At 69.0% G+C, this 22,956-nt stretch carries 20 protein-coding genes, 1 pseudogene and 1 riboswitch; of the genes and pseudogenes, 17 read left to right on the top strand and 4 right to left on the bottom strand.

Annotated elements, in window-relative coordinates:
* The first annotated feature begins 34 nt into the window (after nt 1-34).
* Nucleotides 35-3,565 (top strand): transcription-repair coupling factor, encoded by a 3,531-nt coding sequence (gene mfd, locus QQY66_RS19515; RefSeq protein ID WP_301981626.1) that lies wholly within the window; start codon nt 35-37, stop codon nt 3,563-3,565.
* Between the two features lie 82 nt (nt 3,566-3,647).
* On the opposite strand, the gene QQY66_RS19510 is transcribed toward mfd, so the two are convergent.
* On the bottom strand, nt 3,648-3,830 hold the full coding sequence (locus tag QQY66_RS19510) for an antitoxin (RefSeq protein WP_301981625.1): 183 nt from the start codon (nt 3,828-3,830) through the stop codon (nt 3,648-3,650).
* A gap of 150 nt (nt 3,831-3,980) precedes the next feature.
* Between QQY66_RS19510 and QQY66_RS19505 the strand changes: the two genes are divergently transcribed.
* From QQY66_RS19505 to QQY66_RS19490, 4 genes are all read left to right on the top strand, one after another.
* Entirely contained in the window at nt 3,981-4,706 is a 726-nt protein-coding gene (locus QQY66_RS19505) for an HNH endonuclease family protein (protein WP_301987411.1), read from the top strand.
* A gap of 15 nt (nt 4,707-4,721) precedes the next feature.
* Nucleotides 4,722-5,465 carry an N-acetyltransferase gene (locus tag QQY66_RS19500; protein WP_301981624.1) on the top strand — a complete coding sequence of 248 codons (744 nt, stop codon included), beginning with the start codon at nt 4,722-4,724 and terminating at the stop codon, nt 5,463-5,465.
* Nucleotides 5,466-5,648: 183 nt separating this feature from the next.
* Complete coding sequence (locus QQY66_RS19495) at nt 5,649-6,266, top strand: hypothetical protein (RefSeq protein ID WP_301981623.1); 618 nt, start codon at nt 5,649-5,651, stop codon at nt 6,264-6,266.
* Between the two features lie 38 nt (nt 6,267-6,304).
* A complete protein-coding gene (locus QQY66_RS19490) occupies nt 6,305-7,792 on the top strand; it encodes a serine/threonine-protein kinase (protein ID WP_301987409.1) in 1,488 nt (495 codons plus the stop codon).
* 13 nt (nt 7,793-7,805) lie between these two features.
* Here QQY66_RS19490 and QQY66_RS19485 read toward each other — a convergent pair whose 3' ends face one another.
* Complete coding sequence (locus tag QQY66_RS19485) at nt 7,806-8,111, bottom strand: hypothetical protein (RefSeq protein WP_301981622.1); 306 nt, start codon at nt 8,109-8,111, stop codon at nt 7,806-7,808.
* Nucleotides 8,112-8,350: 239 nt separating this feature from the next.
* Here QQY66_RS19485 and QQY66_RS19480 point away from each other — a divergent pair, with 239 nt between their 5' ends.
* Together QQY66_RS19480 and QQY66_RS19475 are read left to right on the top strand one after the other, a co-directional pair.
* Nucleotides 8,351-8,998 (top strand): SurA N-terminal domain-containing protein, encoded by a 648-nt coding sequence (locus tag QQY66_RS19480; RefSeq protein WP_301981621.1) that lies wholly within the window; start codon nt 8,351-8,353, stop codon nt 8,996-8,998.
* 76 nt (nt 8,999-9,074) lie between these two features.
* Entirely contained in the window at nt 9,075-10,043 is a 969-nt protein-coding gene (locus QQY66_RS19475) for a nucleoside triphosphate pyrophosphohydrolase (RefSeq protein WP_301981620.1), read from the top strand.
* Nucleotides 10,044-10,049: 6 nt separating this feature from the next.
* On the opposite strand, the gene QQY66_RS19470 is transcribed toward QQY66_RS19475, so the two are convergent.
* Entirely contained in the window at nt 10,050-11,288 is a 1,239-nt protein-coding gene (locus tag QQY66_RS19470) for a cytochrome P450 (protein WP_367666981.1), read from the bottom strand.
* Between the two features lie 333 nt (nt 11,289-11,621).
* On the opposite strand from QQY66_RS19470, the pseudogene QQY66_RS19465 reads away from it, so the two are divergent.
* The 8 genes and pseudogenes from QQY66_RS19465 to QQY66_RS19430 all read left to right on the top strand — a co-directional run.
* Nucleotides 11,622-12,398 (top strand): annotated as a pseudogene (locus QQY66_RS19465) (recombinase family protein); the annotation flags it as partial.
* A 9-nt stretch (nt 12,399-12,407) separates the two neighbouring features.
* Complete coding sequence (locus tag QQY66_RS19460; RefSeq protein WP_301987407.1) at nt 12,408-13,469, top strand: transposase; 1,062 nt, start codon at nt 12,408-12,410, stop codon at nt 13,467-13,469.
* 126 nt (nt 13,470-13,595) lie between these two features.
* Nucleotides 13,596-14,594: a transglycosylase family protein gene (locus QQY66_RS19455; RefSeq protein WP_301981618.1), complete on the top strand. Its 999-nt coding sequence runs from the start codon at nt 13,596-13,598 to the stop codon at nt 14,592-14,594.
* 177 nt (nt 14,595-14,771) lie between these two features.
* A riboswitch (cyclic di-AMP (ydaO/yuaA leader) is annotated at nt 14,772-14,954 on the top strand.
* A 4-nt stretch (nt 14,955-14,958) separates the two neighbouring features.
* A complete protein-coding gene (locus tag QQY66_RS19450) occupies nt 14,959-15,654 on the top strand; it encodes a transglycosylase family protein (protein ID WP_301981617.1) in 696 nt (231 codons plus the stop codon).
* A gap of 226 nt (nt 15,655-15,880) precedes the next feature.
* Complete coding sequence (eno, locus tag QQY66_RS19445; protein WP_301981616.1) at nt 15,881-17,167, top strand: phosphopyruvate hydratase; 1,287 nt, start codon at nt 15,881-15,883, stop codon at nt 17,165-17,167.
* A gap of 92 nt (nt 17,168-17,259) precedes the next feature.
* Entirely contained in the window at nt 17,260-17,736 is a 477-nt protein-coding gene (locus QQY66_RS19440; RefSeq protein ID WP_301981615.1) for a septum formation initiator family protein, read from the top strand.
* A 26-nt stretch (nt 17,737-17,762) separates the two neighbouring features.
* Nucleotides 17,763-18,293 (top strand): DUF501 domain-containing protein, encoded by a 531-nt coding sequence (locus QQY66_RS19435; RefSeq protein WP_301981614.1) that lies wholly within the window; start codon nt 17,763-17,765, stop codon nt 18,291-18,293.
* Nucleotides 18,290-19,249 carry a Ppx/GppA phosphatase family protein gene (locus QQY66_RS19430; protein ID WP_301981613.1) on the top strand — a complete coding sequence of 320 codons (960 nt, stop codon included), beginning with the start codon at nt 18,290-18,292 and terminating at the stop codon, nt 19,247-19,249. Before QQY66_RS19435 ends, QQY66_RS19430 begins: the two co-directional genes overlap by 4 nt.
* 42 nt (nt 19,250-19,291) lie before the next feature.
* Here the strand turns inward: QQY66_RS19430 and QQY66_RS19425 are convergent, their stop codons facing one another.
* Nucleotides 19,292-19,504 (bottom strand): hypothetical protein, encoded by a 213-nt coding sequence (locus tag QQY66_RS19425; protein ID WP_301981612.1) that lies wholly within the window; start codon nt 19,502-19,504, stop codon nt 19,292-19,294.
* A 521-nt stretch (nt 19,505-20,025) separates the two neighbouring features.
* On the opposite strand from QQY66_RS19425, the gene QQY66_RS19420 reads away from it, so the two are divergent.
* Together QQY66_RS19420 and QQY66_RS19415 are read left to right on the top strand one after the other, a co-directional pair.
* Nucleotides 20,026-21,417, top strand: a complete 1,392-nt coding sequence (locus tag QQY66_RS19420; protein WP_301981611.1) for an NAD(P)/FAD-dependent oxidoreductase — start codon at nt 20,026-20,028, stop codon at nt 21,415-21,417.
* A gap of 228 nt (nt 21,418-21,645) precedes the next feature.
* Nucleotides 21,646-22,935, top strand: a complete 1,290-nt coding sequence (locus QQY66_RS19415; RefSeq protein WP_301981610.1) for a class I SAM-dependent methyltransferase — start codon at nt 21,646-21,648, stop codon at nt 22,933-22,935.
* Nucleotides 22,936-22,956: the final 21 nt, after the last annotated feature.

The following is a 22,956-nucleotide window of genomic DNA, read 5'->3' as shown; positions in this document are numbered from 1 at the left end:
GTGTTGCCCACCCCCGGACGGAAGCCCCCTCCACATGAGCCTGCACGGTCTGCTCGACGCCGTCGTCAAGGACACCGCCCTCGCGGAAGCGACCAAGGCGGCCGCAGACGGCAACCGCATGCACATCGACCTGGTCGGCCCCCCAGCGGCCCGCCCCCTCGCCGTCGCCGCCCTGGCCCGCGAGTCCGGCCGCCCCGTCCTCGCGGTGACCGCGACCGGCCGCGAGGCAGAGGACCTGGCGGCGGCCCTCCGCTCCCTGCTCCCCTCGGAGGGCATCGCGGAGTACCCGTCCTGGGAAACCCTCCCGCACGAGCGCCTCAGCCCCCGCAGCGACACCGTGGGCCGCCGCCTCGCCGTCCTGCGCCGCCTGGCCCACCCCAGGGCCGACGACCCGGAGACGGGCCCGGTCTCCGTGGTCGTAGCGCCCGTACGCTCCGTGCTCCAGCCCCAGGTCAAGGGCCTCGGCGACCTGGAACCCGTCGCCCTGCGCACCGGCGAGACCGCCGACCTGAACACCGTCGTGGACGCCCTCGCCGCCGCTGCGTACGCGCGCGTGGAGCTCGTCGAGAAGCGTGGCGAGTTCGCCGTACGAGGCGGCATCCTGGACGTCTTCCCGCCCACCGAGGAACACCCCCTGCGCGTGGAGTTCTGGGGCGACGACGTCGAGGAGATCCGCTACTTCAAGGTCGCCGACCAGCGCTCCCTTGAGGTCGCCGAGCACGGCCTGTGGGCGCCGCCCTGCCGCGAGCTGCTGCTCACGGACGATGTGCGTGCACGCGCGCGTGCCCTGGCCGAGGCCCACCCCGAGCTGGGCGAGCTGCTCGGCAAGATCGCCGAGGGGATCGCGGTGGAGGGCATGGAATCCCTCGCGCCGGTCCTCGTCGACGACATGGAGCTGCTGCTCGACGTACTCCCCAAGGGCGCCATGGCCGTCGTATGCGATCCGGAGCGGGTACGCACGCGTGCCTCGGATCTCGTCGCGACGTCGCAGGAGTTCCTTCAGGCCTCCTGGGCGGCCACCGCGGGCGGTGGCAACGCGCCGATCGACGTCGGCGCGGCCTCCCTGTGGTCCATCGCGGACGTCCGGGACCGGGCGCGCGAGCTGGACATGATGTGGTGGTCGGTGTCGCCGTTCGCCGCGGACGAGGAGCTCGACGCGGACACGCTCAAGCTCGGCATGCACGCGCCGGAGTCCTACCGCGGGGACACCGCGCGGGCGCTGGCCGACACCAAGGGCTGGCTCGCCGACGGCTGGCGCACGGTGTACGTGACGGAAGCGCACGGCCCGGCGGCCAGGACCGTCGAGGTGCTCGGCGGCGAGGGCATCGCCGCACGGCTCGAGGCGGACCTCGGCGAGATCTCCCCGTCCGTCGTGCACGTGGCGTGCGGCTCGATCGACTACGGATTCGTCGATACGGCGCTGAAGCTCGCGGTCCTCACCGAGACGGACCTCTCCGGGCAGAAGGCGGCCGGCAAGGACGGCGCCCGGATGCCCGCCCGGCGCCGCAAGACCATCGACCCGCTGACCCTGGAGGCGGGCGACTACATCGTGCACGAGCAGCACGGTGTCGGCCGGTACATCGAGATGGTGCAGCGGACGGTGCAGGGCGCGACCCGCGAGTACCTGGTCGTGGAGTACGCCCCCGCCAAGCGTGGCCAGCCCGGCGACCGGCTCTACATCCCCACCGACCAGCTGGAGCAGATCACCAAGTACGTCGGCGGCGAGGCCCCGACCCTGCACCGCCTCGGCGGCGCCGACTGGACGAAGACGAAGGCCCGCGCGAAGAAGGCGGTCAAGGAGATCGCCGCGGACCTGATCAAGCTGTACAGCGCGCGCATGGCGGCCCCCGGGCACACCTTCGGCGCGGACACCCCGTGGCAGCGGGAGCTGGAGGACGCCTTTCCGTACGTGGAGACGCCCGACCAGCTCACCACCATCGCCGAGGTCAAGGACGACATGGAGAAGTCGGTCCCCATGGACCGCCTGGTCTGCGGCGACGTCGGCTACGGCAAGACGGAGATCGCGGTCCGCGCCGCCTTCAAGGCCGTGCAGGACGGCAAGCAGGTCGCCGTGCTCGTCCCGACGACCCTGCTGGTGCAGCAGCACTTCGGCACGTTCAGCGAGCGGTACTCGCAATTCCCGGTCAATGTGCGGGCGTTGAGCCGCTTCCAGACGGACACGGAGGCGAAGGCGACCCTGGAGGGCCTGCGCGAGGGCTCGGTGGACGTCGTCATCGGCACGCACCGGCTGTTCTCCTCCGAGACCAAGTTCAAGGACCTCGGCCTGGTCATCGTCGACGAGGAGCAGCGCTTCGGCGTCGAGCACAAGGAGCAGCTGAAGAAGCTGCGCGCGAACGTCGACGTACTGACGATGTCCGCGACCCCCATCCCGCGCACCCTGGAGATGGCGGTCACCGGCATCCGCGAGATGTCGACGATCACCACACCGCCGGAGGAGCGCCACCCGGTGCTGACCTTCGTCGGGCCGTACGAGGAGAAGCAGATCGGCGCGGCCATCCGCCGTGAACTCCTGCGCGAGGGCCAGGTCTTCTACATCCACAACCGCGTCGAGTCCATCGACCGGGCGACTGCGCGGCTGCGCGAGATCGTGCCCGAGGCGCGGATCGCGACGGCCCACGGCCAGATGTCGGAGCAGGCGCTGGAGCAGGTCGTCGTCGACTTCTGGGAGAAGCGGTACGACGTGCTGGTGTCGACGACGATCGTGGAGTCGGGCATCGACATCTCCAACGCCAACACGCTCATCGTGGAGCGCGGCGACAACTTCGGCCTGTCCCAGCTGCATCAGCTGCGCGGGCGCGTGGGCCGTGGGCGCGAGCGCGGCTACGCGTACTTCCTGTACCCGCCGGAGAAGCCGCTGACCGAGACCGCCCACGAGCGGCTCGCGACCATCGCCCAGCACACCGAGATGGGCGCGGGCATGTACGTCGCCATGAAGGACCTGGAGATCCGCGGCGCCGGAAACCTCCTGGGCGGCGAGCAGTCCGGTCATATCGCGGGTGTCGGCTTCGACCTGTACGTACGGATGGTCGGCGAGGCGGTGGCGGACTACCGGGCCTCCCTGGAGGGCGGTGTCGAGGAGGAGCCGCCCCTGGAGGTCAAGATCGAGCTGCCGGTGGACGCGCACGTCCCGCACGACTACGCGCCGGGCGAGCGGCTCAGGTTGCAGGCCTACCGGTCCATCGCCTCCGCCAACACGGAGGAGGACATCAAGTCCGTACGCGAGGAACTCGTCGACCGCTACGGCAAGTTGCCCGAGCCGGTGGAGAACCTGCTGCTGGTGGCCGGACTCCGGATGCTCGCGCGCGCGTGCGGCGTCGGCGAGATCGTCCTGCAGGGCAACAACATCCGCTTCGCGCCGGTGGAGTTGCGCGAGTCGCAGGAGCTGCGCGTCAAGCGGCTGTACCCGGGGACCGTCATCAAGCCGGCCGCCCACCAACTGCTGGTGCCGCGCCCGAAGACCGCGAAGGTGGGCGGGAAGCCGCTGGTCGGGCGGGAGTTGCTCGGCTGGGTCGGGGAGTTCCTGGCGTCGATCCTGGGGTCGTAGAGCTCGCAGAGCGTGTGAAGCCGTCCGCGGGAAGTGGGTGTCCGCGGACGGCCTGGTCTGCTGTCCTCCGTGAGTCTGGTGGCTACGGCTGTTCGGGCTTGTCGCGATCCATGCCCATGGCGCCCTCGGCCCTCTGCTGCGCCTGGTCGACCTGGCTCTCGTACTTGTTGCCCGTCTTCTCGTTGACCTTCTGTTCCGCGGTGTCGGACATGTCCTTGGCCTTGTCGCCCTTCACCTGGTTCCTGAGCTTCTCGAAGATGCCCATCCAGAGCTCCTTCCGGAGGTTACTCAGATACCGACGATACGCCCGACTTGAGATGTATGCCCTTTAAGGGCCTATATGGTCTGGACCTCTCGGCCGCTACCGTGGGACAACGTGAAACAACTCAGGGGTGGGGCGGCCGCCGCCGCCGTAATGCTCGGCATGGCACTACTGCTCGCGGGCTGCGAGAACGTCGATCTGCCCGAGGTCGACAGCGAGCCCTCCGGCGCCAACGAACCCTCCGGCTCCGGCACCAGCCCGTTCGACAACCCGGACGGGACGAAACCGGGCCTCGCGCCCCTCACCTCGGACGCCGACCGGGCCGAGGCGCGGGCGCTGATCGAGAAGGTGACGACCAAGGGGCGCGGCCCCAAGACGGGTTACGAGCGCGACGAGTTCGGCTACGCGTGGATGGACTCGGCGGACGGTGTGCCGCTGGCCCGCAACGGCTGCGACACCCGCAACGACCTCCTCCAACGGGACGGCGAGGACGTCCGTTTCCGCTCCGGCTCGGACTGCGTCGTCATCTCCATGACACTGCACGACCCGTACACCGGCACGACCATCGAGTGGCGCAAGCAGAAGGCCACCGAGGTGCAGATCGACCACATGGTGCCGCTCTCCTACAGCTGGCAGATGGGCGCCGCACGCTGGTCCGAGAACAAACGCGAGCAACTGGCGAACGACCCGCTCAACCTGATCCCGGCCCAGGGCCGCGCCAACAGCTCCAAGGGCGACTCCGGCCCGGCGTCCTGGCTCCCCCCGAACAAACGGATCCGCTGCTCCTACGCGGTCCGCTTCGCGCAGGTCTCCCTGAAATACGAGATGCCGGTGACGGCACCCGACAAGGAAATAATGCTGCGCCAGTGCGGAGGCTGAACCTACGGTGACCGCATGGAGCTGAAGGTATGGAGCCTGGCCGAACGTCCCGAGGCGCGTCAGCGGATCGCCGAAATGCCCAACAGCTGGCCGGAGTTCGTCATCAACGACGCCGTGGGCGACGCCCACTATCCGCGCATCGCTGCCGAACTCCCGGAGTTCGTGCTGTTCGCCGAGGACGAGACGGGCGAGGTCGTGGCGCACGCCAAGAGCGTGCCCTTCGCTCTCGCCGCCGAAGGGCGGGGCCAACTGCCCGCGCGCGGGTGGGACGAAGTGCTGGTGTGGGCCTTCGGTGACCTGCGCCGCGGGGTCCGCCCCGACACGGTCAGCGCCATCTCCATCACCGTCGCCCCGCACGCCCAGGGGCGCGGACTGTCCGGCCGCATGCTGTCGGCGATGCGCGAGAACGCCCGAGCGCACGGCTTCGGCGAGGTCGTCGCCCCGGTCCGCCCCAGCGCCAAGCACCTCGAAGTGCGCACGCCCATCGAGGAGTACGCCCACCGCGTACGCCCCGACGGGCTCCCGCACGACCCCTGGCTGCGCGTCCACGCCCGCGCCGGTGCCGTCATCGACTCCATCGCCCCGGCGTCCATGACCGTCGCCGGCTCGCTGGAGCAGTGGCGCGGCTGGACGGGCCTGCCCTTCGACACCGCCGGTGACATCGAGGTGCCGGGCGGGCTTGTACCGGTGCGGTGCGAACCGGAGCAGGGGTACGCCGTGTATGTCGAGCCCAACGTGTGGATGCGGCACGTGGTGTGACGGTGCGGCTCTCGCCCGGGAGGTCGTAGGGGACCGGTCGCACGACAACGGTTCGGTACAACGCGGACCGGTTGTCGGTGTCGGCCTATACGCTCGAACCGAACAATCGCACCACCGACGTCGCGCCCGCGCGAGGCGACGCCGAGGGTCCCCTACACCCCACTTCAGGCACCAGGAGCAGTCATGCATGGCCACGGCTACCCGCAGCCGGTGAAGCAGCCGCCCCCGACGCTGTGGCTGGTTCTGCTGCGTGTGGTGTTCGTGACGCTCTCGATCATCAGCTTCGGCTTCCTCGCCTGGACGATGCTGCTGCGCCTGGCGGTCGTCACCCGCAAGATGCGCGACTGGATCCTGCTCGGGGCCCTGATCGCCATCGATATCGTCGCGGTCGGGCTGCTCGGCTCCGAGCCCGGCGAGGAGATCCACACCCCGGGCGGCTGGCTCGGGCTCTTCCTGCTGCTGGGTTCGCTGGTGGCGAGCATCGCGTACTACCTCGTCGCCGAGATACGCCACTTCCAGCGGCTCCGCCACGGCGCCGGTGCGTACGGCGCGGGGCAGACGCCGATACCGGGGCAGGGCTACCCGCAGCGGTCGACGCCGTACCCCGCCACCACCGCGCCGCAGACCCCGGCCGCCCCGCACTTCCCGCCCCCGATGCCCCAGGCCGCCGCGGACCGGGCGCCGATACCCACCCGGCCGCAGCGCCCCGCCCCGGCCCGGATCGACCAGGTGCGCGCCGAGCTCGACGAGCTCAGCGACTATCTGCGCAAGCACGACGGCAACCACGAGAGCGGACGGTGACCGTGGCGGCAGGACGTGTCGTCGCCGGCCGGTACGCACTGTCCACCCTCATCGGGCAGGGCGGCATGGGCCAGGTCTGGACGGCCTACGACCAGCGACTCGACCGGCGCGTGGCGGTGAAGCTGCTGCGGCCCGACAAGGTGGCCGGCCACGAGGCCGAGGAACTGCGCCGCCGCTTCGAGCGCGAGTGCCGGGTGACCGCACAGGTCGACCACCCCGGCCTGGTGACGGTGCATGACGCGGGCACCGCGGGCGAGGAGCTGTTCCTCGTCATGCAGTACGTCGACGGCGTCGACCTCGCCGGTCATCTCGCCGAGCGCAACCCGTACCCGTGGCAGTGGGCCGTCGCGGTCGCCGCGCAGCTGTGCGCCGTGCTGAGCGCCGTGCACGCGGTGCCGATCGTCCACCGAGACCTCAAGCCGCGCAACGTGATGGTGAAGCAGGACGGCACGATCACCGTCCTCGACCTCGGCGTCGCCCACGTCATGGACACCGACACCACCCGCCTCACTCACACCGGCACCCCCATCGGCTCGCCCGCCTACATGGCCCCCGAGCAGGCGATGGGCGGCGCGGTCGGCCCGTACACCGACCTGTACGCACTCGGCGTAGTGCTGCACGAACTCCTCAGCGGCGACGTCCCGTTCTCGGGCTCGACGGCGCTCGGCGTGCTGCACCGGCACCTCTACGAGCCCCCGGTGCCCGTGCGCCGCATCCGCCCCGAAGTCCCCGAATCGCTCGAAACGCTCGTCCTGGGGCTGCTCGCCAAGGACCCGCAGCACCGGCCCGCCTCCGCGCAGGAGGTGTACGAGCACCTAGCGCTGCTCCTGCCCGGGCGCGGGACGCCCACCGCGGCGCCCCTCGACCCCAGACGCCCCTTCCTGCGCCCGCACGCCCCCTGGCCGGACCGCGCCCGCACACCCGCGCCCCAGCCCGCCCCCGTCGTCCCGCCCGTCGCCGAGAAGCCGGACGTCGCCCGCGCCGTGGACGAGGTCAAGCGGCTCCTCGGCGAGGGCCGCATCACCCAGGCCGTCGACATCCTCGGCGCGATCCTGCCCGTCGCCGCCGAACAGCACGGCGAGCACTCCCCGGTCGTGCGCACCCTGCGCAAGCAGTACGCGGCCACGCTCATGGACGACGGCCAGTACCGGCGCGCGCTGCCGGAACTGCGCCGCCTCGCCGACGAACGCGCCGCCGAGGCCGGCCAGGCCGACCCCCAGTCCCTGCGCTTCCGCTACGAGGCCGCCCAGTGCCTCGAACAGCTCGGTGAACCGGCGGCGGCACTCGCGGAGTACCGCACGCTCCTGCCGTACTACGAGAACCAGTACGTCGCCGGCGACCCCCACCTCTCCCACGACGTGCGCCGCCGCATCGGCCACCTCCTCCTCGCCCTCGGCGACCGCGGCGCCGCCCACGACACCCTCGCCCGCCTGGTACTCGACGTGGAGCGCCTGCACGGCCCCGGCCACCCACTCGCCACGGACATCCGCCGGACGCTGCAGTGGCTGGGACAGGTACGCGGGTAGTGCGAGCCGTGCGCTAGGAGGATGCCCCGGCGACACCGGGGGCCACGAACCGCCGGTACATGGGGGCGAACTCGTAGACGGGGTCGCCCTCGACGCCCAGCTTGCCCTTGATCACGGGCGCGAGCCGCTCCTCGACGAACCGCTCGAAGTGGTCCTCCGTACGCCACACGTCGAGCACGTGGAAGCCGTCCGCGGCATACCACGACACATGCAGGTCCAGGCCGTCCGCGGGCTCCTCCTCCCAGCGGACCTCGGAGCGAGCGGCCTCGTACACCTCGGGGGTGATCTCCGGCCAGCGCAGATTCAAGACGACGGACATGGGACTCCTCTGCCTCGGAGCACGGCGCAGTCGGCACCGGCGTTCACCTCGACGCTAGGCGGGTCCGGCAGACCCGGCCCTTCATCGAGGGCCGTACGTGCGACTCGACGGGTTCCCAGGTGCCCGAAGTCCTGATGAATCGTTGGTCGAATGGGTTGGCCAGAGCTTGGCCACTGCCTACCATCGATCACCGCAAGACTTTGTGCACCGCCGCACAATCTCCATCCCGGGAGGCTTCCTTGCACCGCCGCCGTCGCACCGCGCTCCTCCTCTCCGCCGCGATCGTCGCCGCGGCCCCCCTTCTCACCGCATGCGGAAACGATGCGCACCCCGGCGCGGCAGCCGTCGTCGGTGGACAGCGGATCACCGTCTCCCAGCTGGAGAACAGGGTCAGCCAGGTGCGCGAGGCCCAGCGGGCGGTCGTCGCGGACGAGGCACAGTACGAGCAGGCCATCGCCAAGACCGGCAGCCTCACCCGCGACACCCTGCACGGCATGGTCCTCGACCGGGTGCTGCACCGCGCCGCCCAGGACGCGGGCGTGACCGTCTCCCGCAAGGAGATCCAGGAGATGCGGACCTCCCTGGAGGAGCAGGCCGGCGGCGCCAAGGGGCTGGAGACGACCTGGCTCCAGCAGTACGGCGTCCCCCCGGAGCACCTCGACGAGAACCTCCGCCTCCAGCTGGAGGCCCAGAAACTCGCCGAGAGGCTCGGCACCGACACCAGCCAGCCCGCCTTCTGGCAGGCACTGTCCGAGGCCTCCGACAAACTGAACGTCGACCTCAACCCGCGCTACGGCGCCTGGGACGTCGAGAAGAGCAGCCGCGTCGACGCGAAGACCCCGTGGGTACGAGAGATCACGGCGACGGGGACGCAGGAGACGGCGTAACGGCACGGCGGCAACCGCCGCCTGCCCCCTGTGGACAACTCGGGGCACCGTCAGTGGTGTGCGTTACGTTCGGAGAGTGAACGCAACCAGCGCAGAACAGGCCCCCGGCCGCATCATCCTGCTCACCACCAGCCACCGCGTGGCGCCCGGACTGCTGTCCTGGTCCGCGTGGCAGACGCTGCACGGCGCCGACCGGGTGCTGTGCGCGGACGGCGCGCACCCGCAGCTGCCGTATCTGGGGGAGGCAGGCATATCGGTGGACGAGGCGTCCCCGACCGCCGAGGAACTGGTCGACATCTGCGCCGGCGGGCGGACGGTGGTGGTCGTCGCCACGGGCGAGGGCGAACCGGCCCTGACGGACGGCCTCGCGCGGCTCGCAGGCTCGGGTCGCTTCCACATGCCCGACCTGGAGCTGCTGCCCGCCTCGTACGACCTGCCGGGCGCCCGCCTCCTCGACCTCGTCCAGGTCATGGACCGGATCCGCGCCGAGTGCCCCTGGTCGTCGCAGCAGACCCACAAGGGCCTGGCGAAGTACGCGATCGAGGAGGCGTACGAACTCGTCGAGGCGATCGAGGACGGCGACGCCGACGAACTGCGCGAGGAGTTGGGGGACGTCCTGCTCCAGGTCGTCTTCCACGCCCGCATCGCCGAGGAGGACACCGACTCCCCCTACTCCATCGACGACGTGGCGGGCGGCATCGTCACCAAGCTCATCCACCGCCACCCGCACGTCTTCGGCGACGAGACGGCGACGACCCCCGAGGAGGTCAAGGAGCACTGGCTGCGCACCAAGGCGGCCGAGAAGCGGCGGAAGTCGGTGACCGACGGCGTCCCCCTCGGCCAGCCCGGCCTCGCCCTCGCGGCGAAGCTGGCCTCGCGCGTGCGCACGGCGGGACTGGACGTGCCGCTGCCGAAGGCCGAGGGCGTGGGCTATGAGCTGCTGGCGCTCGCGTCCCGCGCCGAGGCCGACGGGGTCGACCCGGAGGCGGCGCTGCGGGCGGCGGCGCGGGCTTACCGGGATGCGATCAAGGAGGCGGAGGGCTGAGCCCGGTCAGACTGCGGTGAACTGTACGGGGAGATCGCGTAGGCCACGCATGATCAGCCCACCCCGCCAGCGCAGGTCGGCGGGGTCGGCGGCAAGCCGGAGATCGGGCAGGCGGCGCAATAGTGTCTCAAGAGCGGTACGACCTTCGAGGCGGGCCAGGGGTGCGCCGAGGCAGTAGTGGATGCCGTGGCCGTAACCGAGGTGAGGGTTGTCCGAGCGGGAGAGATCGAGTGTGTCGGGCTCGGCGAAACGCGCAGGGTCGCGGTCTGCGGCGGCAAGTACGACCAGCACTGGGTCACCGGCGGCAATGTGCTGGCCTCCGATGGCGAGAGATTCGGTCGCGAAGCGCCAGGTGGCCAGCTCCACGGGGCCGTCGTAGCGGAGTAGCTCTTCGATGCCGGTGTCGAGCAGCTCTTGCTCACCCCGCTTGATCGACTCCTGAAGCCGGGTCCGCTGCTCAGGATTGCGCAGAAGCGCGTACACGCCGTTGCCGATCAAGTTGATGGTGGTCTCGAAGCCTGCGAGGAGCAGCACGAAGCACATCGCGGCAGCCTCATTCTCGGTGAGGTGCTCGCCGTGGTCGGAGGCGCGGATGAGGCCTGAGATCAGGTCGTCGCCCAGGTCGTTGCGCTTACGGCGGATGAGTTCGGCGAGGTAGCCACGAATCTTCTTGACGGAGCGGGCGACGCCACCGCGTGGGCCTCCTCCATGCCGGATCATCATCCCCGCCCAGTCGCGCAATTCGTCCTGGTCGTCGTGCGGGACGCCGAGGAGGTCGCAGATGGCGTAGATGGGGAGGGGGAAGGCGAAGTCGTGGATGAGGTCGGCCTCGCCCCGTGGCGCGAACCGGTCGATGAGGCCGTCCGTCAACTCCTGTACGCGGGGCGCGAATTCCGCTACACGGCGGGGGGTGAACGCCTTGGAGACAAAACGCCGCAGCCGTGTGTGGTCCGGCGGGTCGATGTTGAGCAGGTGTGTCATGAGATTGGCGCTGCGCTCGCCAGGGATACCGGTCTTGCTCTTCCCGTGTGCGTCCTCGGCATGGTGGTCGGGGTTCTTCGACAGCCGCCCGTCCGCGAGAGCTTGGCGCGCGTCGGCATAGCGGGTCACCAGCCATGCCTCGACCCCGCTGGGCAGTTCGGTCCGATGGACGGGGGAGTGCTCACGCAGCCAGGCATAGGCCGGGTAGGGGTCGACGGCGAACTCCCAGGTGAAGAGTTCGGGGACGGTGTAAGGGGCGTTCACACGATGACCGTATCGGGAACCGGGCAATGGATGCGTGGCCGTTGGAGAGCCCGGGGACTGATCCTGACGTATCAAGAAATAGGAGATTGGCGAGAATTTCACATATTCCGCAGCGCTGTGTCCTGACAAGCGTTAGATTCCCGATAATGCAAGGGGCCCCAGAGCTGTCCAGAGCTCCGGGGCCTTGCCAGCCGTGAAGGGGCTGACGTGTTCAACGCTATCGGTATGCCCATGCCCGCGGCCAACCGCGGATCGAAGCCCGCTCGCGCCGTTCGAGCAGCTTTGATGCTGCGAGTCTCCACGTATGAGCAGGCCTAGGGCTACGGGCTTGATGTCCAGGAGAGCGAGGGGCGTGCCTACATCAGTAACCAGCCTGGATGGACTCTGTCCCCTGAGTTGATCTTCAAGGATGCGGGAGTGTCGGGGGCGATCATCGAGCGTCCCGGCATGTTGCGACTCGAACAGGCCGCTAGGCAAGGTCTCGTCGACGTGATCGTGGTCCACAACTTCGACCGCATCGGCCGTACCGGTCGGGCATTCTGGACCTGGATCCGGGCCATGGAGGACCTCGGCGTCAGTTTCGCGTCAGTCACCCAGGACATCGACACCACCACGTCGTCCGGCCGACAACAACTGCAGTTCCACGCTCTGATGGCCGAGGCCGAGTGGAAGCTCATCTGCGAGCGCACGCAGGGCGGCCGCCAGCGCAAGGCCCTTGAAGGCGGCTGGGTCGGTGGCCCGCCGCCGTGGGGGTACGTCATCGAGCAGGTCGGCAAGCGTGGGTCCACGCTCGTCATCAGCGAGGGCGAAGCGAGGGTCGTCCGCCAAGCCGTGAGTCTCATCGTGGACGAGGAGAAGAACGTCTCAGAGACAGCTCGGGAGTTGAACACCCTGGGGTATCTCACACGCGGCGGTCGACTGTGGACTGCTGCCAATCTTCATCGGCGCCTCAGGAGCCCTGCTCTTCTCAGCGGGGAGGTTGTCTTCCGAAACCCCGCCGGCAGTGGGAGGAGCCGCACCAAATTGGATCAGGAGGGAGTCCCTCTGCATGGAGACACTGTGGCCATCCGAGTTCCCCGCATCATCACCCAGGATCGAGCCGACGCTCTTGCGAAGGCAATGCTGGGGAACAGCCACTCCTCGCATGCGCCTGCCGGGTACTACCCGCTGACCGGCCGGATCGTCGGCTCATGCGGACGCCGTTACGTCGGCAACTACCGCAAAACCAACGACACTCGCTACTACCGGTGCGGCGGCAGTAACAACGGCAAAGGGAAGAAGACGGGTTGCTCGGACCCTCACCTGACCGCCGACGATATCGAGGCCGCGGTGTGGAGAGAGGTTCTGACGCTGCTGGCCGAGCCGGAGAAGCTTGCGTCACTGTCGGGGTGCAGCCCGCAGGTCTGTCCCGGGGACATCCACAAGCAGAGGGAGCGTGTTGCCCACTTCGAGAATTCGCTCAAGGACAAGGAGGAGGCCGCTGCACGTGCCGCAGCCGATCTGGCCCGTGTCCCCGACCTTGACCAGGCAGTGAAGGACGCGGTCATGCGGCAGCTCGCTGAGGATGTACGGAGCGCAAGGGAACTGCTTGCCAGGGGCAGGGAGGTGCTCGCGGAACAGGAGGAGGCAGCGCTGCGTGCCGGGGACCTCTCGGGTCTCATGCTGATTGTGAAGGGGAAGCCACGGGACTTGGCTCTCTCCGAGGTGGGGCAGGTGATCGACCGTCTGGACATTACGGTGAAGCCGCTCGGAGAGGTTCGGAAGCGTTCCGGGCTCAAGTGCAGGGTGACCGAATGGCACGCGCGGACTGGGGCCCTGGTTCCCAGTGAAGTACTGGAGTCGGAGTGGCCGGCTGTCGAGGAGCTGATGGCAACCTACTTCCGGCATCGTCAGTTTGCGCGCGGCTCCGTGGACATCCGGACTCAAGTGAACGGGGTCCTCCATCGGTTGCGCAGCGGCTGCCTTTGGGACCAGCTTCCCGAGCGGTACGGGCCGTGGGCGCTCGCCAAGGACAGGGAGAACACATGGTTCACAAAAGGATTTTGGCCTGTCCTCGTGAACCATCTGAACCTCCGTGGTGGGGGCACACCGGTCCAGCGTGAGCCGCTTGTCCCGCCGTTTGAGATCACGGGGCGCATCTCTTCGAAAGCAGCCAAAGGCGACAGAACCTCAAGTCTGTGATCTTCACGTGATCTACGCGGCATTAACTTGTGACAAGTGAAGGGCTGCCTATACGTTCACGGATCAGCGCGGCCCCCCAGCCTCACCCGCCGCGCCGGTCCCTGCTGTCTCGCGAAAGGCCCCCGCATGCTCTCCGGGAACGGTCGTCACCGTCGCCCCCGTCAGGCCCCGGCCCTGCTCGTCGCGGCCGGAGTGACCGGCTCCGCCATCGCCATCCCCCTCCTCGGTGCGAGCGGCGCGAGCGCGGCCGACGGCAGCACCTGGGACAAGGTCGCGGAGTGCGAGAGCGGCGGCGCCTGGAGCGCCAACAGCGGCAACGGGTTCTTCGGCGGCCTGCAGTTGGCCCAGGAGGACTGGGAGCAGTACGGCGGCCTCGACTACGCCCCGAGCGCCGACCAGGCCAGCCGTTCCCAGCAGATAGCCGTCGCCGAGAAGATCCTCGCGGACCAGGGCGCCGGCGCGTGGCCCGCATGCGGACTGCTCCACGGTCTGGGTGAGGACTCCCGCTCGGCGAACGTCGACACGGGCCTGGCGGGCGAGGCATCGGCCGAACCGTCCACCTCGCCCGACACTTCCTCCGACTCATCCGGTTTGTCCGACTCGCCTGAGTCATCCTCATCTTCGGAGTCGTCCACCTCGCCCTCCCCTTCCTCGTCCTCCCCTTCGCCGTCCTCTCCGTCTCCGTCTGACGAGCCGTCGGATGAGCCGTCGGATGCGGCGGACAACTCGGCCAAGTCAGACACATCCGCCGAATCTAGCCCGAGTGCCTCACGGGATTCCGCCAGCTCCTCCACGGGTTCGACCGAGGGTGATGATACGGACAAGTCCGTCCAGAGCGGCGGCTCTTCGTACCTTACGGACACCGGCACCGGGACCGGCAAGCATCGGGGCGCCAGCGCGGACGAGGCCGAGAGTGAGGGACGTGCCGACACCTCCGGCCGTCACGCCTCCTACAGCGTCCGCACCGGGGACACTCTCACCACCATCGCCGACTCCCTTGAGCTGAACGGCGGATGGCGCGCGCTCTACGCCGAGAACAAGGGAACCATCGGTGCCGACCCGGACCTCATCATCCCCGGTCAGACCCTCGGAGTCGGTGTCGAAACGGGCGAAAACCAACGGTAGTTGACGCACCGCTTCGCGCCGAATGTCCGGTTTAGTGAAAGTGTGGGATGAGTCTCAGAAGCCCTGATCGTCTTTGAAATTCCACGGATCGCGTGTCTACGGTCATCACCGCTCGTCAACACGAGCCCCGGCTGCCACAACGCCGAATCCTGCCAGTGGCCGCACGGGAACAGTCGTCGCTTAACAGCGCCGTAGGCAGGAGCGGGGGACCCAAGGTAAGCGCCGCGCCGGTCAGTTGACCGAGCGGCTTGGGGTGAAGCCGTGCCCCGTACGGGACGAAAGCCTCGTACGAGACATGGCCGGGCAACTCAACCGGCCCGAACCCGACAGCTCACCTCGCAGGCGTCGGTGAGGGGATCCAAGCATGCTGTTTTCCGGCAAGGGCAAGCACCGCCGCCCGTCCAAGGCCACTCGCGCCATCGCCATCGCCGGTGTCACCGGTGCCGCCGTCGCCGCCCCGCTGATGGTGGCCGGCAACGCCTCCGCCGCCACCGCCTCCGAGTGGGACACCGTCGCCCAGTGCGAGTCCGGCGGCAACTGGTCCATCAACACCGGCAACGGCTACTACGGCGGTCTGCAGTTCTCCGCCTCCACCTGGGCGGCGTACGGCGGCACGCAGTACGCCGCCACCGCCGACCAGGCCTCCAAGGCCCAGCAGATCGAGATAGCCGAGAAGGTCCTCGCGGGCCAGGGCAAGGGTGCCTGGCCGAACTGCGGCACCGGCCTGTCGGGCGCCTCGTACAACGGCTCCTCGTCGAGCGGTTCCTCGCAGAACCAGAGCAACGAGACCACCACGCGCTCCAGCGAGCAGCAGTCGGCCTCCCGCTCCGCCGAGCGCCCCGCGCCTGAGCAGAGCACCAAGAAGACCGTCACCACCCCGACCGGCAAGAAGGTCAAGAAGGGTGACGGCGAGTACAAGGTCGTCAAGGGCGACACCCTCAGCACCATCGCCGAGGAGCACGGCGTCAAGGGCGGCTGGCACAAGGTGTTCCAGCTGAACAAGGACATCGTCGCGGACGCCGACCTCATCTACCCGGGTCAGCAGCTGCACCTGAAGTGATATCCAGCCTTCGGCTCCCCGCCCCGGTGCGTCATTCCCCCGTACGCACCGGGACGGGGCTTTTTTCTGCCCCACGTCCGCCCCACTTTTTGTTCCGTTCAGAAACAATTTACTCTCGGTTCTGTCCATCGGGTGGGTGACCCGGTGGCTGATCGCCCGGAGCCGGTTAGGCTCATCTCGCAGAGCCGCTGCGGTCCTGCTAAACCGCGTCACATCCACGAAGGAGATGCTCGTGCCGTCCATCGACGTCGTCGTAGCCCGGGAAATCCTGGACTCCCGAGGCAACCCCACGGTCGAGGTCGAGGTCGGCCTCGACGACGGCAGCACGGGTCGTGCCGCCGTTCCCTCCGGTGCGTCCACCGGCGCCTTCGAGGCCATCGAGCTGCGTGACGGCGACCCCAACCGCTACCAGGGCAAGGGTGTCGAGAAGGCCGTCCTCGCCGTCATCGAGCAGATCGGCCCGGAGCTGGTCGGCTACGACGCCACCGAGCAGCGCCTGATCGACCAGGCGATGTTCGACCTGGACGCCACCGACAACAAGGGCTCGCTCGGCGCCAACGCCATCCTCGGCGTCTCCCTCGCCGTCGCCCACGCCGCCTCCGAGGCCAGCGACCTCCCGCTCTTCCGCTACCTGGGCGGCCCGAACGCGCACCTGCTGCCGGTGCCGATGATGAACATCCTGAACGGCGGCTCGCACGCCGACTCCAACGTGGACATCCAGGAGTTCATGATCGCCCCGATCGGCGCGGAGACCTTCTCCGAGGCCCTGCGCTGGGGCGCCGAGGTCTACCACACCCTCAAGAAGGTGCTGAAGACCAAGGGCCTGTCCACCGGCCTCGGCGACGAGGGCGGCTTCGCCCCGAACCTGGAGTCCAACCGCGCCGCGCTCGACCTCATCATCGAGGCCATCAAGCAGGCCGGTTACGTCCCCGGCGAGCAGATCGCGCTCGCGCTCGACGTCGCCGCGTCCGAGTTCTACAAGGACGGCAGCTACGAGTTCGAGGGCAAGTCCCGCTCGGCCGCCGAGATGACCGAGTACTACGAGGAGCTCGTCTCCGCGTACCCGCTCGTCTCCATCGAGGACCCGCTGTACGAGGACGACTGGGCCGGCTGGAACGCCATCACCGAGAAGCTGGGCGACAAGGTCCAGATCGTCGGCGACGACCTCTTCGTCACCAACCCGGAGCGCCTGGCCCGCGGCATCGAGGAGGGCTCCGCGAACGCCCTGCTGGTCAAGGTCAACCAGATCGGCTCGCTGACCGAGACCCTGGATGCCGTCGAGATGGCCCAGCGCAACGGCTTCAAGTGCATGATGTCCCACCGCTCCGGCGAGACCGAGGACGTCACCATCGCCGACCTGGCCGTCGCCGTGAACTGCGGTCAGATCAAGACCGGCGCCCCGGCCCGCTCGGACCGCGTCGCCAAGTACAACCAGCTGCTGCGCATCGAGGAGATCCTCGACGACGCGGCGGTTTACGCCGGTCGTAGCGCCTTCCCCCGCTTCAAGGACTGACACAGGCCTTAGAGCAGCGTCGTACGTACGTCCCCGTACTCGGTCCCGTACCGTGTGCGGGGACGTACGCACGTATGAAGGGGAGGTGGGTCATGGCCGTCAAGGACCGGGACCGATTCTCCACCGCGACCAGGATCCGGCTGCTCGGCGAGCAGACGGCGGCCCGTGTCTACCGGTCCCAGACCAAACGCCAGGCCCGCCGCTCCCGGCTGACCGGCCGCGCGGCGCTGCTGGCACTCGTCCTGTGCTCGCTGGTCGTGGCCCTCGCCTATCCGATAAGGCAGTACGTTTCCCAGCGCGCCGAGATCGCCGATCTGGAGCAGCAGAAGCAGCAGGCCCAGCAGCGGGTCGAGCAGCTGCGGGACCTGAAGGCGCGCTGGCAGGACGACGCGTACGCCCAGCAGCAGATCCGGCAGCGGCTGCACTATGTGATGCCGGGGGAGACCGGGTTCATCGTGGTCGACCCGCGCGCGGCGAAGCAGTCGCGCGCCGACACCGGGGCGGCGGACCGTCCCTGGTACCTGAATGTCTGGGACGGGGTCGACAAGTCCGACGCCTCCGGCCAGTGAACTGACAGAGAGAATGTCGTACGAGCATGGAAAAGCCCCCGCCGTCCACTCCGCGCACCGAGCCCACCGACGCGGACGTCGAGGCCTTCAAGCAGCAGCTCGGGCGTCCGCCGCGCGGGCTGCGTGCCATCGCGCACCGGTGCCCGTGCGGGCAGCCGGACGTCGTGGAGACGGCGCCGCGACTGCCCGACGGGACGCCCTTCCCGACGCTGTACTACCTGACGTGCCCCAAGGCCGCGTCGGCGATCGGCACGCTCGAGGCGAACGGCGTCATGAAGGAGATGACGGCGCGTCTGGAGACCGACCCGGAGCTGGCCGTCGCGTATCGCTCCGCGCATGAGGACTACATCCGGCGCCGGGACGAGATCGATGAGCTGAAGGGCTTTCCGAGCGCGGGCGGGATGCCGGACCGGGTGAAGTGTCTGCATGTGCTTGTCGCGCACTCGCTGGCCGCGGGGCCTGGTGTCAATCCGCTCGGCGACGAGGCGATCGCGATGCTGCCGGAGTGGTGGCGCAAGGGGGCGTGTGTGACGGCGCCGAAGGAGGACGAGCAGTGACCCGCGTCGCCGCCATCGACTGCGGTACCAACTCCATCCGGCTTCTCGTCGCCGACGTGGACCCGGAGAGCGGTCGACTCGTCGATCTGGACCGGCGTATGACGATCGTGCGGCTCGGGCAGGGGGTGGATCGGACCGGGCGGCTTGCGCCGGAGGCGTTGGAGCGGACGTTTGCGGCGTGCCGGGAGTACGCGGCGATCATCAAGGAGCACGGGGCGGAGCGGCTGCGGTTCGTGGCCACCTCCGCTTCCCGGGACGCCGAGAACCGGGACGAGTTCGTGCGGGGGGTGCTGGACATTCTCGGGGTGGAGCCCGAGGTGATCTCCGGCGATCAGGAGGCGGAGTTCTCGTTCACGGGGGCGACGAAGGAGCTTGCGGGGAGCGATCACCTCGACAAGCCGTACCTCGTGGTGGACATCGGGGGCGGCTCCACCGAGTTCGTCGTGGGGGAGGAGCACGTGCGCGCCGCGCGCTCTGTGGACGTCGGCTGTGTGCGGATGACGGAGCGGCACCTCGTGCGTGACGGCGTCGTGTCCGACCCGCCCGGTGAGGAGCAGATCGCGGCGATGCGCGCCGACATCGAAGCCGCCCTCGACCTCGCCGAGGAGACGGTTCCGCTGCGCGAGGCGCGCACGCTGGTCGGCCTGGCCGGATCGGTCACCACGGTCTCCGCCATCGCGCAGGACCTGCCCGAGTACGACTCCGTCGCCATCCACCACTCCCGGGTCTCCCACGACCGGGTCCGGGAGATCACCGAACGGCTGCTGCACTCCACCCACACCGAGCGCGCGGCCATCCCCTCCATGCATCCGGGACGCGTGGACGTGATCGGTGCGGGCGCCCTCGTACTCCTCTCGATCATGGAGCGGATCGGCGCCGAGGAAGTCGTCGTGAGCGAGCACGACATCCTCGACGGCATCGCCTTCAAGGTGGCAGAAGGCCCCGGCTCCTCATAGAGAGGAGCCGGGGCCGTCGCCGCAGCCTGTGCGGGCTGTCCGTCAGTTGCAGAGTAGGACGATGAGGCCGCTGCACCCCCCATCGTCGCCATGGCCGCCACCCTTGGCCGGAGTGGCCTTTACGGCGGCGTGAGTGGCGGGTGCCGCGGCGGCGGATGCGGTCGTCACCGCGCCCATCGCAAGAGCGATACCCAGGACCGCGCTGACTGCGCCTATTCGCGAAGTGGCCTTCTTGGCCAGCTGTGAAGTGCTCATGCGGGCACGCTATGCACACTTCTGTCCAATATCGCGCGGAGCGTGGCTGACGGGTGAACGACACGCACCGGTGGCGTAGCTCTCGTTTATTACTCATTGGTAGCCATCGGCTGAGCAGGCCGGATAACGTATGAGCGCATCCGAGGGGCGTGACACGCCACTGCGCGACACCCCGCCGGAAAAGTTCGTGAAGTTCTTCACAAGGAATTCTGCCCTGTTGGGCGACGAACAGGCTCCGGTTGGTCCTTCCGGGGGTTCGCAGGGCCTGTGGGCGTGCTCAGGAGTGCGTGACGGAGACGTTGCGCGAGGGTTTCGCGGAGGGTGTTTCGAGGGGCTCACGCGGGATCCGGTGGAACGGAGAGGCAGCTCACGCGGCATTGACAACGGGTCGACCGGTACGGTGGTTCCCCCTCGCCGGCATGACCTGTGTCACGCGGGCCGCGCAGCATAACACACCCCCTGCCGGAGCTTGTGAAGGGGCGCACGAGCCACCCCCCTGGGGCGGGTGGATACTCGATGGCATGAGCACCACGGAGCGTCCCAGGATCCTCGTAGTAGGCGGTGGGTACGTAGGCCTGTACGCAGCTCGGCGCATTCAGAAGAAGATGCGCTACGGCGAGGCGACCGTCACGGTCGTCGACCCCCGGTCGTACATGACCTACCAGCCCTTCCTCCCCGAAACCGCCGCCGGCAACATCTCCCCTCGCCACGTCGTCGTCCCGCTGCGACGTGTGCTCCCCAAGGCGGAAGTCCTCACCGGCCGGGTCACCACCATCGACCAGGACCGCAAGGTCGCCACCGTCGCCCCGCTGGTCGGCGAGGCGTACGAGCTGCCCTTCGACTATCTGGTCATCGCGCTCGGCGCGGTCTCCCGCACCTTCCCGATCCCCGGCCTCGCCGAGCAGGGCATCGGTATGAAGGGCATCGAAGAGGCCATCGGCCTGCGCAACCACGTGCTGGAGCAGCTCGACAAGGCCGCCTCCACCACCGACGAGGAGATCCGCCGCAAGGCGCTCACCTTCGTCTTCATCGGCGGTGGCTTCGCGGGCGCGGAGACCATCGGCGAGGTCGAGGACATGGCCCGCGACGCGGCCAAGTACTACACCAACGTCTCGCGCGAGGACATGCGGTTCATCCTCGTCGACGCCGCCGACAAGATCCTTCCCGAGGTCGGCCCCAAGCTCGGTCAGTACGGCAAGGAGCACCTTGAGGCCCGCGGGGTCGAGGTCTACCTCTCCACCTCCATGGACTCCTGCATCGACGGCCATGTGGTGCTGAAGAACGGCCTCGAGGTCGACTCCAACACCATCGTGTGGACCGCCGGCGTCAAGCCCAACCCGGTCCTGTCCCGCTACGGCCTGCCGCTCGGCCCCCGCGGTCACGTCGACTGCGAGCCGACCCTCCAGGTCAAGGGCACCGACTACATCTGGGCCGCCGGCGACAACGCCCAGGTCCCGGACCTCGTCGGCCGCAAGGCGGGCAACGAGAACGCCTGGTGCCCGCCCAACGCCCAGCACGCGCTGCGGCAGGCCAAGGTGCTCGGCGACAACGTGATCTCCGGTATGCGGGGCTTCCCGCAGAAGGACTACGCCCACGCCAACAAGGGTGCGGTGGCCGGGCTCGGCCTCCACAAGGGCGTCGCGATGATCGTCATGGGCAAGATGAAGATCAAGGTCAAGGGCCGGCTCGCCTGGTACATGCACCGCGGCTACCACGGTATGGCCATGCCGACCTGGAACCGCAAGGTCCGTGTCTTCGCCGACTGGACTCTCGGCATGTTCCTCAAGCGCGAGGTCGTCTCCCTCGGCGCGATGGAGCACCCGCGCGAGGAGTTCTACGAGGCCGCAAAGCCCGCCCCGGTCGCCGCCGCGCCGAAGACCGAGAAGTCCGAGGAGAAGGCCAAGGCCTCCTGACCGGCTCCCGTCGCTGAACGAACCGAAGGGCCTCCCGCCATCCGTGGTGCGGGAGGCCCTTCGGCGTTCGCCGGGGGCCTTCCGGCGGCTTCGGCCGGGCCGCCATGTAGGTGTTGGCTACAGCTGTTTTGCCCAGTTGTAACGCTCTTGGGGGACTGCGTAGTCCCCCTGTTTTTGTTTACGTGGTGTTGGGACATTCCGGGATCCCCCGTCACGGAGGTGTGCGCCATGCCAGACGCCGCACAGCGGCTGAAGAGCCTCGTCGAACAGCTGCTGGGGGCCCCGCTCCCGGTGCGCATCCGCGCCTGGGACGGTTCGCAGGCGGGGCCGCCGGGTGCACCGACCCTCGTCGTACGCAATCGCCGTGCCGTGCGCCGGCTGCTGTGGAAGCCGGGCGAACTGGGCCTCGCCCGCGCCTGGGTCGCCGGTGACCTGGACATCGACGGCGACCTCTACACCGCCCTCGACCTGATGGCCGGGTTCATCTGGGAGCGCGGGGAGGACGACCGGACCCTCGTCCAGGCGCTGCGCGACCCCGAGGTGCGGGCCGCCGTACGCGGACTGGTGAAGCTCGCCGGCCCCGCGCTGCCGCCCGCCCCGCCCCGTGAGGAGGTCCGCCGCGGTCGCGCCCACCTCCACACCAAGCGCAGCGACAGACGCGCGATCAGCCATCACTACGACGTCGGCAACGACTTCTACGAGATCGTCCTCGGCCCGTCCATGGTCTACTCGTGCGCCTACTGGGAGGACGCCGGGACCCTGGAGGACGCCCAGCGCGACAAGCTCGAACTCATCTGCCGCAAGCTCGCCCTGACGCCGGGACAAAGACTCCTCGACGTCGGCTGCGGCTGGGGCTCCATGGCCATTCACGCCGCCCGCGAGCACGGCGTGAGCGTCGTCGGCATCACCCTCTCCCACGAGCAGGCCGCGTACGCCCGTAAGCGCGTCGCGGGCGAGGGGCTGACGGACAAGGTGGAGATCCGGGTGCAGGACTACCGGGACGTCGCCGACGGGCCGTACGACGCGATCTCCTCCATCGGCATGGCCGAACACGTCGGCTCCGCCCGCTACCTGGAGTACGCCCGCACCCTGTACACCCTGCTCAAGCCCGGCGGACGGCTGCTCAACCACCAGATCGCCCGCCGCCCTCAGCGCGACGAGTCGACGTACAGCGTGGACGAGTTCATCGACTCCTATGTCTTCCCCGACGGCGAACTCGCCCCCGTCGGCACCACGGTGACCCAGCTGGAGCGTGCGCAGTTCGAAGTGCGGGACGTCGAGGCGATCCGCGAGCACTACGCCCTCACCCTGCGCCGCTGGGTCGCCAACCTGCAGGCCGACTGGGCCCATGCCGTACGGCTCACCAGCCCCGGCCGCGCCCGCGTCTGGCTCCTGTACATGGCGGCCTGCGCGCTGTCCTTCGAGCACAACCGCATCGGCGTCAACCAGGTACTGGCCGTGCGGACGCCCGCATCGGGTGACTCGGGGATGCCGCTGCGGGCCCGCGTCTGGGGCTGAAACGCCATGGGCCCCGCTCCC

Source organism: Streptomyces sp. DG2A-72, from assembly GCF_030499575.1.
Taxonomy (GTDB): domain Bacteria; phylum Actinomycetota; class Actinomycetes; order Streptomycetales; family Streptomycetaceae; genus Streptomyces.
This window is presented reverse-complemented; position numbering and strand designations above follow the sequence as displayed.

What these genes read in the sequence shown, in the direction of transcription:
- mfd (WP_301981626.1), top strand. Translation starts at nt 35, where the DNA reads ATGAGCCTGCACGGTCTGCTCGACGCCGTCGTCAAGGACACCGCCCTC.
- QQY66_RS19510 (WP_301981625.1), bottom strand. Translation starts at nt 3,830, where the DNA reads ATGGGCATCTTCGAGAAGCTCAGGAACCAGGTGAAGGGCGACAAGGCC.
- QQY66_RS19505 (WP_301987411.1), top strand. Translation starts at nt 3,981, where the DNA reads ATGCTCGGCATGGCACTACTGCTCGCGGGCTGCGAGAACGTCGATCTG.
- QQY66_RS19500 (WP_301981624.1), top strand. Translation starts at nt 4,722, where the DNA reads ATGGAGCTGAAGGTATGGAGCCTGGCCGAACGTCCCGAGGCGCGTCAG.
- QQY66_RS19495 (WP_301981623.1), top strand. Translation starts at nt 5,649, where the DNA reads ATGCATGGCCACGGCTACCCGCAGCCGGTGAAGCAGCCGCCCCCGACG.
- QQY66_RS19485 (WP_301981622.1), bottom strand. Translation starts at nt 8,111, where the DNA reads ATGTCCGTCGTCTTGAATCTGCGCTGGCCGGAGATCACCCCCGAGGTG.
- QQY66_RS19460 (WP_301987407.1), top strand. Translation starts at nt 12,408, where the DNA reads ATGCTGGGGAACAGCCACTCCTCGCATGCGCCTGCCGGGTACTACCCG.
- QQY66_RS19455 (WP_301981618.1), top strand. Translation starts at nt 13,596, where the DNA reads ATGCTCTCCGGGAACGGTCGTCACCGTCGCCCCCGTCAGGCCCCGGCC.
- QQY66_RS19450 (WP_301981617.1), top strand. Translation starts at nt 14,959, where the DNA reads ATGCTGTTTTCCGGCAAGGGCAAGCACCGCCGCCCGTCCAAGGCCACT.
- eno (WP_301981616.1), top strand. Translation starts at nt 15,881, where the DNA reads ATGCTCGTGCCGTCCATCGACGTCGTCGTAGCCCGGGAAATCCTGGAC.
- QQY66_RS19440 (WP_301981615.1), top strand. Translation starts at nt 17,260, where the DNA reads ATGGCCGTCAAGGACCGGGACCGATTCTCCACCGCGACCAGGATCCGG.
- QQY66_RS19435 (WP_301981614.1), top strand. Translation starts at nt 17,763, where the DNA reads ATGGAAAAGCCCCCGCCGTCCACTCCGCGCACCGAGCCCACCGACGCG.
- QQY66_RS19425 (WP_301981612.1), bottom strand. Translation starts at nt 19,504, where the DNA reads ATGAGCACTTCACAGCTGGCCAAGAAGGCCACTTCGCGAATAGGCGCA.
- QQY66_RS19420 (WP_301981611.1), top strand. Translation starts at nt 20,026, where the DNA reads ATGAGCACCACGGAGCGTCCCAGGATCCTCGTAGTAGGCGGTGGGTAC.
- QQY66_RS19415 (WP_301981610.1), top strand. Translation starts at nt 21,646, where the DNA reads ATGCCAGACGCCGCACAGCGGCTGAAGAGCCTCGTCGAACAGCTGCTG.